The organism is Mucilaginibacter rubeus (assembly GCF_014643835.1).
Lineage (GTDB): Bacteria > Bacteroidota > Bacteroidia > Sphingobacteriales > Sphingobacteriaceae > Mucilaginibacter > Mucilaginibacter rubeus.
The window spans coordinates 258,538-273,636 of the sequence record NZ_BMKD01000003.1 but is presented as its reverse complement, the minus strand read 5'-3'; the positions used below and the strand labels follow the sequence as shown (position 1 = coordinate 273,636).

10 protein-coding genes are annotated in these 15,099 nt (G+C 44.4%); 6 read left to right on the top strand and 4 right to left on the bottom strand.

The window, feature by feature from the left end; genetic code table 11:
* Window positions 1-55: 55 nt before the first annotated feature.
* The 4 genes from IEX80_RS11495 to fbp form a co-directional block, all read right to left on the bottom strand.
* Window positions 56-1,228: an acyltransferase family protein gene (locus IEX80_RS11495; protein WP_090531587.1), complete on the bottom strand. Its 1,173-nt coding sequence runs from the start codon at window positions 1,226-1,228 to the stop codon at window positions 56-58.
* Window positions 1,228-3,441: an alpha-N-acetylglucosaminidase gene (locus tag IEX80_RS11490; protein ID WP_229701607.1), complete on the bottom strand. Its 2,214-nt coding sequence runs from the start codon at window positions 3,439-3,441 to the stop codon at window positions 1,228-1,230. Before IEX80_RS11490 ends, IEX80_RS11495 begins: the two co-directional genes overlap by 1 nt.
* Before the next feature lie 285 nt (window positions 3,442-3,726).
* Window positions 3,727-6,192: a TonB-dependent receptor gene (locus tag IEX80_RS11485; protein ID WP_188833235.1), complete on the bottom strand. Its 2,466-nt coding sequence runs from the start codon at window positions 6,190-6,192 to the stop codon at window positions 3,727-3,729.
* Window positions 6,193-6,330: 138 nt separating this feature from the next.
* The gene (gene fbp, locus IEX80_RS11480; protein WP_188832977.1) at window positions 6,331-7,374 is read right to left on the bottom strand and encodes a class 1 fructose-bisphosphatase; all 1,044 of its coding nucleotides are present in this window, start codon (window positions 7,372-7,374) and stop codon (window positions 6,331-6,333) included.
* A gap of 418 nt (window positions 7,375-7,792) precedes the next feature.
* Between fbp and IEX80_RS11475 the strand changes: the two genes are divergently transcribed.
* Genes IEX80_RS11475 through IEX80_RS11450 form a run of 6 tightly spaced genes read left to right on the top strand, consistent with a single transcriptional unit; the run spans window position 7,793 to window position 15,099 of the window.
* Window positions 7,793-8,959, top strand: coding sequence for an iron-containing alcohol dehydrogenase (locus IEX80_RS11475; RefSeq protein WP_188832976.1), 1,167 nt, complete (start codon window positions 7,793-7,795; stop codon window positions 8,957-8,959).
* A 7-nt stretch (window positions 8,960-8,966) separates the two neighbouring features.
* On the top strand, window positions 8,967-9,899 hold the full coding sequence (locus tag IEX80_RS11470; protein WP_188832975.1) for a dihydrodipicolinate synthase family protein: 933 nt from the start codon (window positions 8,967-8,969) through the stop codon (window positions 9,897-9,899).
* Entirely contained in the window at window positions 9,896-10,936 is a 1,041-nt protein-coding gene (pdxA, locus tag IEX80_RS11465; protein ID WP_229701606.1) for a 4-hydroxythreonine-4-phosphate dehydrogenase PdxA, read from the top strand. The genes IEX80_RS11470 and pdxA overlap by 4 nt, the downstream gene beginning before the upstream one ends.
* A gap of 3 nt (window positions 10,937-10,939) precedes the next feature.
* Window positions 10,940-12,106, top strand: a complete 1,167-nt coding sequence (locus IEX80_RS11460; protein ID WP_188832974.1) for a four-carbon acid sugar kinase family protein — start codon at window positions 10,940-10,942, stop codon at window positions 12,104-12,106.
* Window positions 12,103-13,668, top strand: coding sequence for a sodium:solute symporter family protein (locus IEX80_RS11455; RefSeq protein ID WP_090531601.1), 1,566 nt, complete (start codon window positions 12,103-12,105; stop codon window positions 13,666-13,668). Before IEX80_RS11460 ends, IEX80_RS11455 begins: the two co-directional genes overlap by 4 nt.
* Window positions 13,669-13,677: 9 nt before the next feature.
* Window positions 13,678-15,099 carry a sialate O-acetylesterase gene (locus tag IEX80_RS11450; protein ID WP_188832973.1) on the top strand — a complete coding sequence of 474 codons (1,422 nt, stop codon included), beginning with the start codon at window positions 13,678-13,680 and terminating at the stop codon, window positions 15,097-15,099.

Here is a 15,099-nt window from a genome sequence, read left to right as displayed (position 1 = left end):
ACCTTGCATGCGGGAGACGCAATTATGTGTCTCTACATTCAAACAGCTTCTTAGTTTATATTTTCAGGAAAATCTTATTTCGGTATAAAAAGTACAACAAAGCAAGCTGTACAAATACAATAGATATAGCGGCCCACACCGGTTGCCAGCTTTGAGCAAGATGACTTATTATTCCCCCGAACAAAAAATTAGCTGTATGCTGAAAATCAACCATCCCTTCAGATGCCAGGTAGATCAGGATAGAGTTTACCCCGATGAGCACAAAAGGGAATGCCCATTTTTTGTATCCGGCAACGTCAATCACGAGGTAAAATACAGACAGGAAAATCAGGCTCCATCCACCTACAAACATTACAAACGAACTTGTCCATAAACGTTTATTGATGGGGAAAGCAAGATTCCAAAGCATCCCTAACCCGATAAATAAAATACCGGCTGCTAATAAACAAACACCCTTTTTCCACATTGGCCATTTTGCAGATTCCAGCTTCAGGAACTGGCCTGTAAAAATCCCCAGCATAGCGGTACCAATAGCCGGAATGGTAGATAGTATACCCTCAGGATCATGCACTTTATCATGCAGGCGGCCGGGAAGTAATAAACGATCAATATAGGATTCAAGGCTGCCGTTCATGGTTAAAACCCCTGCACCGTAACCAGGTACAGGGATCAGTTCCATAGCCGCCCAATAGCCCAGCAGTAAAACACCAAACCATAAAATTTGTCCCCGGGTACTAAAATTCAGATAAATTACCCCGGCAAAAAACCAGGCCAAGCCGATACGCCCAAGCACACTGGCAAACCGGGTATTCTCCAAACCGTTAAACTTAAACAAACCATTAACAACCACGCCTAAAAACAACAGGATAATGGTGCGCCTGATCATGGAACGATAAATTTCACCTTTGGCTGAGGACGGTAACAGATACGGATAAGCCACCCCGTGTTTAGCAACTTTATTGCCCATAGAATAAGGCATGGAAACCCCGGCAATAAACAAAAACAATGGAAAGATCATATCATAAAAGGTGATCCCATTCCATTCGGTATGATGCAATTGCCCCGACATCCACACCAGGAGCGGCCAGCCGGTGGCTTTCGCAAGGGCGTGCACTACCCCTTCCCCACTCATGATCCAAAACATATCAAACCCACGAAGGGCGTCCAACGATAATAACCTTGCCGGCTTTACAATGGTAGTTGCAGATTTAGCTGTTGATGTATCCATTACTTAAGATCGTTACCCATGTTTGTCCTGTATTTTTCATAAAGCTGTTTGGCAACAACAGCGCTGCTTCCGGCAGGAACAACGGGATAAGTTTTGGACGAATTAACCCATTGCCATTCCCAGTTGCTTATTGATTTATTAAATAGTTTAAAGTCAGGTTCTTTACCCGTTTTTATTGATCCTTTCAACAGATCGAAAAATTTTTGCCAGCGCACTTTATAAAAGTCATTAAGCAATCCACTCCACTGCCTGCATGAATATTCATGCAGCGGGCTATCGGCATCGCCCCAAAGTGTTATCAGGTTACGGGCATTTTTTTCGTAAAGCGCTTTTTCGGCAGGGGTAGTTCCCCAGTTGCGGGCATCAGCTATCCAGGGGCCCAGCATAAAATCCTTGCGGGTGGCCAGCAGCCTGTCCATATCGCTGATCAGGGTAAGGTATTCGGTAGCATACTTATCAAAAGCCTTTTCATCTTTATCATGATAAGCCTTAATCCATTTTAGCTGGATCGGCCTGCCGTAATTAGCCAATACTTGCCGCGTAACATCAACCAGGTCGTAGTTAAAACCGCTGCTTTGTTTGCATGCAGGTATAGCTGCTATCATTTTATCCCAGGCCGGTAGCAGGTCTTTACGATTGTAGTTTAAACGTGTGCGTGTCCATATCGCGGCCGAATCAAGCGTTGGCCTGCCGGTAATGATCGATTCGGCCCCGTCACGGATATCCTTGCCATTAAAAACGGTACCCCGTAGCGTTTGCCAGGCATCAAGCGCATCCTTGCTTTTTACACCATAACGATTAAATAAGTACTCCGGCAGCCATTGATCGAGATCAACGGGTTTGTTTTGCCAGGTATGTTGCGTCATTAACTCATAAAGCACAGGGGTTTGTTCAATAGCTTCCATGGTTAAGCCAATCCCCACCATTTTCCCCGATTTAGGATCATTAAGGGCCTGCGCCGGCTGCGTAGCTACTGCCTCTATCCTGCCAAACAAACTATTGTTCCCGCCGTAGTTATGCAGCATGTTCCAGATCCAGGGTTTGCCGTAAAATGCTTCAGTCCGTTTCCATATCGGTTCATAATCGGTATTGAGGTCAAGTACGATCATATGATCATCAGGTACAGCATTCAGTAGCGCTTTGATCTGTTCGTTTTGCCAGAATTTGCGGTCGCTAAAAAATAACCAGCCCTGCATTACCCAAACAGCTTTCGGATCAGCCCCTTTCATACCGTCATAAACTCTCGCGCTTAGTTCCGAAAGAAATTTAGGATCGTTTGATGGCGGCTCATTCTCGTTAAAAGTATCGGCAGAGTATAAATGATCTGTGCAATAAACCTTGGTTTGTTCCTGTATAAATTTTTTACCGATCTCCGCAAATAGCGGGTCTTCCGAATCAAGGATATATGTATCGGCAAAGCCGTTGTTCCAGTTGGTTTGCTTTAGCTTAGCATTCGGGAAATGTTTTTTAAACGATGCCGGCACGTGACCTGTAAATGCCGGAAGTACTGGTTTTATCCCCAGTTCGCGTTCGCGCTGCAATATTTTGATCTGCAAATCCCGGTGACTGGTTATCCAGCTTGCGGGCAGCGGGCCGTCCCATTTATCTATATTGCCCATATAAAACCAGCCAAAATATGCGGGGCCGGTAAAAAAGTCCTGCATATCTTTATTGTTAAAGCCCATGCCTTTATAAACTTTATCCCATACGTATTCCTGCCCGGTTATGGCCAGCGGCATATTGATGCCGTGCAAGGCCATCCAGTCAATTTCCTTTTCCCACCGTTTCCAGTCCCACCAGCTCATACTGTAGCTATAGGTGCAATAGTTAAGGTAGTACCGGTATTGGTAAGGCGTGGTTTTATGAATCCTTTTGGCCGGCATAGGCAACTTTACAGGAAGCTTCAGATTTGTACCGTTCCAGGTGATTTGGCAATGTGCATATTCGGTGAGATAATAGTATAAGGCCGACGCCACTGCGATACCATTATTGCCCCTGAGTACAATTTTGCCTTTAGCACCTTCTACTTCAAAAACATCTTTGGCTTCATTTTCAGAAAGCGGTTGAACAACAAAATTTTGTGCATAACCGGGCACCACCCGTTTAATTAAAGCATAAGAAGCCGGCACTTGCAATTGTGCCTGAGCGCTGATCATCCCACCGCATATGCCACACAGCAGCATACAAATGAAAATCTTCGTTTTATAAACCATTTACTTTAGATGTTTTTATGATTATTGAGTTTTAGGCACATCGCCCGATAAATTTTGAAATCATTATCGCACACTTTCACGTCCCCTTAGGGTCTCTCGCAGAGGACCCTGAGGTTCAACCGCATTCTATATTTTACAAGAGCATTCAGAACGGCGAATTTGCTTGTATACATCAGGGGATGGGACGTTAATCAATGAATTTCAAAGTTATTATCGCACGCTTACATGATGTGCAGAAACTCAAGGCAATAAAAACAAAAAAAGCCATATTTCATTAAAAATAAATCAAAAAGGAAAAACAGCTTTAAAACTGATATTTCGCCCGATATTATAAATACCCAGGTGCCCGTTTGGCGATGACTGGTAATATTCAAAATACTTTAAACGGTTGAGGTTGGATTGATAGGCTTTATCAAACAAATTATCCACCTGTAAAAAAAATTCGCAAACAGGTTTGTCCGATTTATTTTTGATAGTAACGCCTGCTCCAATATTAAACAAGGCGTAGCCGGGTGTAGCCGTCTCCGTATTATCCAAAGCATAAAATCGGTTCTGCGTGGTGTAAGCATCCATTTCAGCCTTAAAGTAAATCTTCGAAAAAGCACCATACGCTTTCTGCAAACTGGCCTTAAACTCCGACCGGATATGCAGTGGCGGGATAAATGGCAGATATTTAGCTGCGCCGTTAGATTCATCAATAAGCTGTTTATTGCCGTTGATTCCCGTTACATAAGCCAGGCTGTTGTTAAAAGCCAGCCATTTAACATTTTGGGGATGCACATTTAGCGTAAACTCGGCCCCATACAAGCGGGCACTGCTTTGCTGGTATTGATAAGTGCTGTTACCCGGTACAATCACCACAGGATTGCCATTGGCATCAGTAAGTTTAGCCTGGTAAATGTAATTGTTGATATGATTATTGAATAACTCGGCGATCAAGTCAACATCTTTCAGGTAGGCGATGAAGCCCAGATCTTCCTGTAAACTAAATTCAGGGTTGAAGCTGCGGTTGCCTAAATACACGATATGTGCACCCGGGTCGAGCCCGTTTGAACCTATCTCGGTGATATTAGGGGCACGGTATCCGCGCGCGATGTTGGCTTTAAACAATAAGCGTTCGCTGATATTATAGGTTATTCCCAAACTACCCGAAACACCCTGGTAAACATGTCTAAAAGCCGGAAACTGTAAATGGGCGCTTGCGGTATCCGGTAATTTCAAATGCTGCTCAAACCCGTTTTTGGAGTTTGGCCCCACATAAAAATCGTTCCAGCGGATGTGCCTGTTATCATACCTGATGCCACCCGAGATATCAACTTTCCCAATAGTCTTTTTGGCGAACAGAAAAGCCCCGGCATCAAACAGGTTATAATCCGGGATCGGAAAATCTGTCGCAGCCTTGCTGCGGTTGGCCTGGTACATACCATTTAAGCCGAGGCTACTTTCTATACCTGCAATAGCCGGCAGGTTATATTTAAAATCGTAATTAAGAGTATTGAGCATCACATACAAACCCGGCTGATCAGGCAATGTAGGGTGGTTATATTCCCTGCGGATGCTTTTTTGTAAACCAAGCGAAGCGTTGATGCTACTACCTTCGCCCAATTTAAATTCATTATGCGAATAGATCCGGTAATGCTGAATACGCTGGTGCAGCGGAGTTATACTGTATGATCTTAACTCGCCATCACTTACAATTGGCCTGTTCCTAATATTGTCGGTACTACTTTCGGCTACTTGCTTAGTAAACTGCCTTGTAAGCGAGTCCCTGCTGCCATCGGGAATCTCCTGCCGGTTGTCGTAAACAGTTGCAGCAATTTGCGAGTACCCCCAATTTTTATCAACCCTGGCCATACCCGATAAATTGAACTCCCGGAAACCTGTGTTATACACATAACCATCAACACTATTATGATAATCATGCGCTGCTTTCGCAGTTGCCCGGAAGGCGTATCCCCAATCGTTCTTTTTGTATGACAAGCCCAGCGAGGTGCCGATCATGCCATTATTGGTATGGTAATCGGCGGTATAGTCACCTCTCAAAACATTATTTTCGCCAACCAGCAGATATGGGATCATGTTGATCACGCCTGCCAATGCATCTGAGCCATAAGTTAAACTTGCCGGCCCTTTCACTACTTCTGCGCGACCAATACCGTACTGGTCTATCTCAATACCGTGTTCATCGCCCCATTGCTGTCCTTCCTGTCGCACACCATCATACAAAGTTAAAACTCGATTGTAGCCCAATCCCCTGATAAATGGCTTGGAGATATTAGGTCCGGTAGTAACCGCGTTAACCCCCGGCACCCCTTTTACTATAGCATCAATAATGTTGTTATTTACATTCTGATCCATCTCTTTCCGGGTCATTACCGCGATAGGTATGGGATTACTTCTTAATTCTGTTTTCCGGGATACTCCAGTCACAGTTACTTCATTCAATTTAGAACTGCTTTCCTGGAGATTACCATTCAATACGGTAGCTTCCTCCGGTTTTACGCTTACATTGTAACGCCCGGTTACATACCCGACATTAGAAAACACAACCGTGTATGTACCTGCCGGAACGTTTTTCAAATGGTAATAACCCTTATCATTTGTTGTACCCCCAATAGAAGTTCCGAAAAGGGCAACGGTAGCAAAAGAAAGCGGTTCACTACCCGCGGTAAGCTTTCCCCTGAGGGAACCATGCTGGGCAAAAACCACTACCGGCATTAACAAAAGAGACAGTAAAAACAACACCTTCATTCGCTTTGGCATATTGTAAACAACATGCAAAACAAATAAAAAAAATTAGTCTTACCTAATTTTTATATCAAAGCGCATAAAATAACTTCATTTATCAGCCCGATAATAACCAAACTGTAAACAGAAGCTCTTTGCTAACTAAATAACCTGTTTATGTTGGGTTATGGCTGACTGTTGCGAAGAAAAGGCCAGCATAAAATCTTCGGCCCGCTTAACCATATTTTCTGAACCGATAAAAATAGCCGAGCGCTGGTGAAGTTCATTAACATCCAAATCAAGGATCCGCTCATAACCTGTAGACGCTAAACCACCCGCCTGCTCAATAATAAAGGCCATTGGGTTGCATTCATAAACTAGTCTTAGTTTGCCATTTGGATATTGCGCGGTAGTTGGATATAAAAAGATTCCGCCTTTAATCAGGTTGCGATGGATATCCGCAATCATTGAACCTGTGTACCTTGAAGTGTACGGACGGTTGGTAGCGATATCTTCAACCTGACAATATTTAATATATTTTTTTACGCCTAAAGGGAAATGGGTATAATACCCCTCATTAATAGAATAAATATAGCCATCCTTAGGCATTTTAATATCAGCGTGCGACAGGCAAAACTCGCCTATTGATGGATCAAGTGTAAAGCCGTTAACTCCTTTGCCAGTTGTATAAACCAGCATTGTTGATGAGCCGTAAATTACATAACCGGCCGCTACCTGCTCAGTACCTTTTTGCAATACATCTTCCAGTTTAGCTGCACCTTCGGTTGATTTACGGCGATAGATAGAAAATATGGTGCCCACACTTACATTCACATCAATATTTGATGAGCCATCAAGCGGGTCAATCGCCACAATATATTTGGCATGTTTTGAGATCTCTGATTCTATCAGGATATGTTCATCATTCTCTTCAGAAGCCACAACGCAGCATTCACCACCACTGCGCAATGCCGAAATGAATTGTTCATTGGCATAAACATCCATCTTTTTCTGACGTTCACCATGGGAGTTCACAGAATCGGTTTCGCCTATGATATCGATAAGTCCTGCTTTACTAATCTCGCGGTTAACAATTTTAGCGGCAATGCCTATATCCCGCAAAAGCCTTGACAGTTCGCCTTTGGCAAAAGGGAAATCTGCTTGTTTCTCTATAATAAATTGTCCTAACGTTTTTACTACTTTCATGGAGATATGTATTTAATTGGTTAACAGAAATATTAAAAAATACCGGAGTTTAGCCGGATGATTTATAATTAGGAGATGGCGGTTTGGCCACCGATGAATATAAGCATTAAAAGATAAACGACCTTTATAAACTTGGCCCTTTATCCTTATATTCAACTTTTTGCTAAGTTACCGGCCTTTAGTTGCCGAACTGTCATGCCCCGTCTCCTTATATTTTAGCGATTATTTACTACTCCAACTACCTGTTAAAGCAAATTACAGGCAGATCATATCATAATAACTTACCGGCAGATATCCCTTTTGATAATATCGTATAATAATTGGATAACGGTTGGATAAAAATGGGAGGCGGCATTATCCATCTTTGTTTTATATCAAAACCAATTAACCAGGGCCAGCTATTATAATATATAAGTATATGCCGCAAACTGAACATCCTTATCGCGACATCACTATCCGGTTTCCGGGCCAGGTAATTGTTGGCAAAAACTCGCTTTCAAAACTAACTGACGAGGTTTCCGGTCATGGCTATAAATCAGCTTTGATCATTACCATCAGGCCACTATCAACTAAACTTGAATCGCTTTTAGCTCAGTTTAAAGAAGCGGGCACCGCTGTTCACGTGGATACATCGATAGTAAAAGAGCCTTCGTTCAGGGATTTTGAAGATCTGCTTGCATCTGTAAAACATACTGAAGCCGATGTGATCATAGGCATTGGCGGCGGCAGTGTACTTGATGTGGCTAAACTCATAGCCGCGCAGATTGATAATGACCAAACCCTGACAGATATCACCGGAATTGGCTTACTTAAAGATCGTACTAAAAAACTCATTTGCGTGCCCACAACCGCGGGTACGGGCAGCGAGGCATCGCCCAATGCGATACTGATAGATGACGCCGATAATCAGAAAAAGGGTATTATCAGCCGCTACCTGGTTCCGGATATGGTGATCATTGATCCGGCTTTAATGATCAGTCTCCCGGCAGAGGTTACCGCAGCTACAGGTCTTGACGCGTTAACCCATTGCCTTGAAGCTTATACCAATTTACACGCGCATCCATTCATTGATATGTACGCGCTTGAGGGGATCAGGCTTATAGCCGACAATCTCGTTAAAGCAGTAAACGATGGTGCCAATGAAGATGCCCGTACGCAATTGTCTATGGGCAGTCTAATGGGTGGCTTTTGTTTGGGCCCCGTTAATACAGCCGGTGTTCATGCACTTTCCTATCCGTTGGGCAGCTTATACCATATAGCCCATGGATTGTCAAACGCTTTACTGCTCCCCTTTGTAATGGAATACAACATTCCGGCAGCACCAGAACGATACGCCGCTGTTGCCCGTGCATTGGGTTGTAACAGCAGTATCAATGATTTTGAAACCGCTCATGCCGGTGTTGAAAAGATCAGGCAACTGATTAAGGACTGCGGAATCCCCGCAAGCTTGAAAGAAATAGACATAGATAAAAACACCATACCCCAAATGGCCGCCGATGCCATGAAAATTACGCGCTTGCTTAAAAACAACCCGCGACCGATGAACATAGATGACGCTGTTAGCATTTACGAGGCCGCTTATTAAAACACTAATGAAATCAAAAAAGAAATATAATGGACTGGTAGTGCCATCAATTACGCCACTTACCAATAACTACAAACTTGACCACGAAGCGGTTGAAAAAATATTCGACAATATTTTCAACTACGGCGGTGTGCCGTTCATATTGGGTACTACAGGTGAATCAGCTTCGCTATCATACGAGCTTAAGCTTGATTTCATTAAACTTGCTGCCTCAATAAGGCAGCCCGGCCGACTGCTGTATGCCGGTATCTCATCAAACTGCCTGGCCGATTCAATTGACCTGGCCAAACGTTGCGCAGATGAAGGTATTGACGTTGCGGTAGCCCATTTACCCGCCTATTTTACCTTAACCGAATACGAAATCAAAACGTACTTTGAAACGCTGGCAAACGAAGTACCTATCCCGCTGATAGTTTACAACATCCCGGCTACAACCAATGTATCGATAAACCTGAACCTTCTCGATGAACTAAGCCACCACGAAAATATTGTTGGCACCAAAGATTCGGAACGAAACCACGAGCGTTTAAAGGATTCACTGAAGTTATGGGCGCACAGACAAGATTTCAGCCACTTTTTAGGTTGGGGCGCACAATCTGCTCATGCGCTATTTACAGGAAGTGACGGACTGGTGCCAAGTACGGGAAACCTGTTCCCTGATATTTATTACAAAATGATCGTTGCTGCCGACAACAACGACGAACCCGCTGCGCTGCAACTACAAAGACATTCCAACCTGATAGGGGATATTTACCAGGGCAAACGCCTGCTGGGCGAGTCGTTGGCGGCATTAAAATCATTAATGCAAAGCGCAGGATTGTGCCGTATATACATGATGCCGCCTTTATTGCAGGTTAGCGAAACCGAAGCCGCAGATCTGCAAAAAAAACTGCAGCGTATGCTCAATGTTGAAAATCTTAGCTTACCAATATACCAATGACAGCCGAAAAACCGATCATAGCCATAACCATGGGCGATCCGGCCAGTATTGGCCCCGAGATAGCCGTTAAAGCTTTATTAACGAAACGACTTTATGAGATCTGCCGTCCGGTAATTATAGGTGATACCGGTGTGTTTTTTGATATCGTAAAACGCCTTGGCTTAGATGCGCGCATAAGCTCCATAAAAGATATCCGCAACGCGAACTTTGAGTTTGGCAAGCCTGATGTATATGACCTGCAAAATGTAGATATGGAACAACTGCGTTTTGGTGAGATCTCGGCTATGGCAGGCAACGCCTCGTTTGAAGCCGTTAAAAAAGCTATTGACCTGGCGCTTGCCGGCGATGTTGACGCTACAGTAACCGGGCCTATCAACAAAAAATCCATCAACGAAGCCGGACATCATTTTGCCGGGCATACCGAAATTTATGCCCATTACACCGGCACAAAAAAATATGCCATGCTGCTGGTTGAACATAATATGAAAGTGATCCACGTATCAACTCATGTTTCATTAAGGCAGGCTTGCGACCTGGTTAAAAAAGACCGGATCATTGAAGTAATTGAGTTATTGCAGGATGGCCTTATTTCCCTGGGCGAGAAAAACCTGAAGATTGGTGTAGCCGGGCTTAATCCTCATGCAGGTGACTCTGGTTTATTTGGTACTGAAGATGATTTTGAAATCCTCCCTGCAGTGCAGGAAGCATTAAAGTTAGGTTATGATGCAGAAGGCCCTGTGCCTGCCGACACTTTATTTTCAAAAGCATCAACCGGGTATTATGGTGGTGTGGTAGCCATGTACCACGATCAGGGACACATCCCCTTTAAGCTTACCGGCTTTAAATGGAATGCCGAAAAGCAGCAAATGGACAGCGTGAAAGGCGTGAACATCACTATGGGACTGCCTATTATCCGCACCTCGGTTGATCATGGGACCGCTTTTGAAATTGCAGGCAAAGGCGTGGCCAGCAGCGATGCCATGATCCTGGCGATCGAGTCGGCGGTACAGTTGAGCAAAAACAAGATAAAAGTATAAACCATGATCGCTGTAATTGCAGATGATTTAACAGGAGCCGCCGAGCTGGCCGGCATTGGCCTTAACCACGGATTAAGAACCGAGGTGAGCACCACTGTTGATGAATACTGCGATGCCGACCTGCTTGTTATCGCTACCGATACACGTTCACTCGCGGTAAATGAAGCAAAGGATATTGTTCATGACCTTACCGTCCAATTACAGCAACTAAAACCCCGGTTTCTTTTCAAAAAGATAGATTCAGTTTTACGGGGGCATATTATAGAGGAATTGCAAAGCCAGCTTTCGGCATCAGGTTTAAAAAGGGCTTTGATTATACCCGGAAATCCTCACCATTCAAAGAAGCTTATAGGCGATACGTTTCACTATAACGATGCTCCTATTCATCTTAGTAATTTCGCTAACGATCCAACCTTCCCCGCCTTAAGCTCAAATATTGTTGAGTTATTAAGGGCTGATGAAAAGGTTCGATTAGTAAAAAGGGATGACAAGCTACCATCGACAGGAATTATCATAGGAGGGGCTGAAGATGAGGATGATCTTAAATATTGGATCAGCAAAACAGATGGCAATACCCTTTTAGCGGGTTCGGCCAATCTGTTTACTATACTGCTTGAATACTTAACAACTCCGCAAAGGATCGAAATCCCTGACCCGGAAACCACAGGCAGGCGGCTGTTTGTATTTGGCAGCACCTTTTACCAGGGTAAGCTGAATCTTCTTGATGGTAAACACAATAATATCCCGGTACACTATGTACCTGCGGCCACCATTTGCGCCGAAACCAGCGGCGATCATGTACATGGCCTTTTTGCCAGTCATGTAGCATCGAGCATTGTAGCTGGCAATAATGCTATCATTGCTATAAACCCCGATTTTATAAAGGATATAAAAGTAGACCCGGTATTACTCAGCCACAAAATGGCGGATATTGTAAAACAGGTTATTGATCATACCTCCCTTCACGAATTGCTCATTGAGGGCGGAGCAACCGCCTGGGCCATACTTGAGCGTTTGAACATCGAAAAGTTATATCCCTCAAAACTAATAGCTCCCGGAGTTATTCATATGCGCATAGCGGGCGATAACCAATTATGTTTAACTTTAAAACCCGGCAGCTACCCCTGGCCTGCCCCCGTTTGGGCAACCAATAATTATACCTGCATATGAAACATGAAACCCTGCACCTGGCAGATTATATCATCATAGCCCTGGCACTGGCCATTTCATTAACCATCGGTCTTAAGTTTTCGAAAGGACAAAACTCCACCAAAAAATATTTCGTATCGCGCGGCTCCATCCCGGCATGGGCAATAGGCATGTCATTAATGGCAACGCTCATCAGCAGTGTAACCTTTTTGGCCTACCCAGGCGAAGGCTTTGCCTCTAACTGGATTCTTCTTGTTCAGGGCTTAATGGTCCCGATAGTTTTATTGCTGATGGTATGGTTTATAGTTCCCCTTTACCGCGAGGTGATAGGTGTAAGTACCTATGAATATTTTGAAAAGCGCTTTGGCCTGTTCGCACGCTTTTATAGCTCTATCAGTTTCGTATTAACCCATTTTTCAAAAATGGGCACTGTATTTTTCCTGCTGGCGCTGGCACTCTCCAACATGACCAATACCAATACGTTCGCCATTATCTGGGTAATAGGCTTTGTGATCATTGTCATCACACTTATTGGGGGGATTGAAGCCGTGATCTGGGCAGATGTGGTGCAGGGTTTTCTGCTGATTGGCGGCGGTATCGCATCATTCATCATCCTCATCTGTTCGATAAAAGGTGGCTTTCCCGAACTCTGGCATATCGCCAGTGTAAACCACAAAAACAATTTCGGCCCATATTTCTGGAATTTCAAGAAGCTCACCTTTATCGTGATGGCTATCAACGGTGTTTTCTATGCCATCCAAAAATATGGTACCGATCAAACCATGGTACAGCGGTACCTTACAGCAAAAACCGATAAAGCGGCTATCAGGGCGTCGATATTGGGTGTGGCACTAACGGTACCGCTATGGGCATTATTCATGTTCATCGGCACAGCGTTATTTGCCTATTATCAACAAAACCCATTACCGGCAGGTATTAAGGCAGATGCCGTTTTCCCCTATTTTATTATGAGTAAATTGCCTACCGGCGTTGTTGGATTGATATTGGCCGCGTTAATTTCAGCAGCTATCTCCAGCCTTGGCGCCGACCTTAACTGCCTTTCTGCCATTGGCGTAGAGGATTACTACAAAAAGTTCAGGCCTGATAAATCGGATAAAGAATATTTGAAGGCCGGTCGTTGGATAGTAGTACTGGCTGGGTGTGGCGCGATGGGCATAGCCACCCTTTATCTGCTTGCGGGCGACGAAGGTGCATTAGGCATTGTGTTTACCCTGTATGCCATATTCTCAGGAGGCATTGCCGGGATCTTTTTATTGGGCTTGTTCAGCAGCCGGGCCAATCGCCAGGGGGTGAACATTGGCATTATTGCCTGTATCCTGTTTACGGGCTATGCTTTTTTGACTTCAACCAAAATTGGCCTAGGCGACGACAAACATATCCTGCTCAATTTGGGTAAATACAACTTTAATCAGCATAAATACATGCTGGGTGTGTACAGCCATTTAGTGGTGATCGTAGTTGGTTCCCTGGCCAGCTTGTTTTTCCCTAAACCTGAGTTGAATAAAAACCTCCTTTTCAGCGGATGGCTTGAGGCTAAGCGCGCCGGAAAGCTCACTAAATAATTTACAGCAATGAAAAAATTACTGGCGTTGGGCCCGGGTTTGCTCCTGTTTATATCGTTGCAGGCTCAGGTAAAACCGGCATCCATTTTTACCGATAACATGGTGTTGCAGCAACAAAGTGAAGCACCCGTTTGGGGTTGGGACAAAGCTGGTTCAACAGTTACCATCAGCACCTCATGGAACAAAAAAAGCTACAAAGCCAGAGTAAATGCCAACGGCAAATGGCTTGTTAAAGTTGCCACCCCGGTTTATGGCGGGCCGTATACCGTAACTATTAGCGATAGCAACACCATCAAATTAAACAACGTACTTATTGGCGAAGTTTGGCTTTGCACCGGGCAGTCAAACATGGAGATCCCTATGAAGGGCTACAAAAGCCAGCCCATAAGCGGCTCGGTTGACGCTATATTGAAATCATCTAATAGTAATATTCACATTTATACCATACCCCACTCATCAGTAACCGAAGTACAGGAAAACAGCAAACCGTCCGAATGGCACGTGGCCTCGCCTGAGTTTGTTGCCAATTTCAGCGCTACAGGTTATTATTTTGGCAGGTTATTAAATGAGATGCTTCACGTGCCCATCGGTCTGATCAGCGATTGTTATGCCGGATCTAACGCTGAGGCCTGGATGAATCCTGAAGGGTTAAAAGAATTTCCGGAGATCAAAGTTCCGGCCAAAACAGACACCATCAAAGCTGTATCACGCACGCCTACTACCCTGTTCAATGGCATGTTAAACCCGGTGATAGGTTACGGCATCAAAGGCTGCATCTGGTACCAGGGCGAATCCAATTACGACCGTCCCGACCAATACGAAAAACTTTTTCCAGCTATGGTAAAACGCTGGCGGGAGCTTTGGCATCAAGGTGATTTCCCTTTTTATTATGTTCAAATAGCCCCGTATGATTATGCACAGCTTCCGCCTTACAATAGCGGAGGCAAATACAATTCGGCCTATCTGCGCGATGCTCAACGAAAATCACTAAAAACCATACCCAACAGCGGTATGGCGGTATCGCTTGATGTAGGCGAGCAAGCACTCATCCACCCTCCGCGCAAAGAACCTATCGGCACACGGTTAGCCTACCTGGCCTTGGCACAAACTTATGGTATTAAAGGGTTCGACTATGCGAGCCCGTTGTATAAAGAAATGACTGTCGACGGTAACCGGGCCACCATCAGGTTTGAGCATGCCGAAAACGGGCTCACGTCATTCAACAAACCTATTCAAAACTTTGAAGTTGCCGGTAAAGACAAAATGTTTTACCCTGCACAGGCCATGATATCGGGAAGCGTAATTATTGTATCTTCAGCTTTGGTAAAAGAGCCTGTAGCTGTGCGTTACGCCTTTAAAGATTTTGTGGTGGGCGATCTCTTCGGCACCAACGGGCTCCCCGTTTCCTCATTCAGAACCGACGACTGGTAA

Excerpts from the sequence above, each read along its gene's own strand:
- IEX80_RS11495 (WP_090531587.1), bottom strand. The coding sequence starts at position 1,228 with ATGGATACATCAACAGCTAAATCTGCAACTACCATTGTAAAGCCGGCA.
- IEX80_RS11490 (WP_229701607.1), bottom strand. The coding sequence starts at position 3,441 with ATGGTTTATAAAACGAAGATTTTCATTTGTATGCTGCTGTGTGGCATA.
- IEX80_RS11485 (WP_188833235.1), bottom strand. The coding sequence starts at position 6,192 with ATGAAGGTGTTGTTTTTACTGTCTCTTTTGTTAATGCCGGTAGTGGTT.
- fbp (WP_188832977.1), bottom strand. The coding sequence starts at position 7,374 with ATGAAAGTAGTAAAAACGTTAGGACAATTTATTATAGAGAAACAAGCA.
- IEX80_RS11475 (WP_188832976.1), top strand. The coding sequence starts at position 7,793 with ATGCCGCAAACTGAACATCCTTATCGCGACATCACTATCCGGTTTCCG.
- IEX80_RS11470 (WP_188832975.1), top strand. The coding sequence starts at position 8,967 with ATGAAATCAAAAAAGAAATATAATGGACTGGTAGTGCCATCAATTACG.
- pdxA (WP_229701606.1), top strand. The coding sequence starts at position 9,896 with ATGACAGCCGAAAAACCGATCATAGCCATAACCATGGGCGATCCGGCC.
- IEX80_RS11460 (WP_188832974.1), top strand. The coding sequence starts at position 10,940 with ATGATCGCTGTAATTGCAGATGATTTAACAGGAGCCGCCGAGCTGGCC.
- IEX80_RS11455 (WP_090531601.1), top strand. The coding sequence starts at position 12,103 with ATGAAACATGAAACCCTGCACCTGGCAGATTATATCATCATAGCCCTG.
- IEX80_RS11450 (WP_188832973.1), top strand. The coding sequence starts at position 13,678 with ATGAAAAAATTACTGGCGTTGGGCCCGGGTTTGCTCCTGTTTATATCG.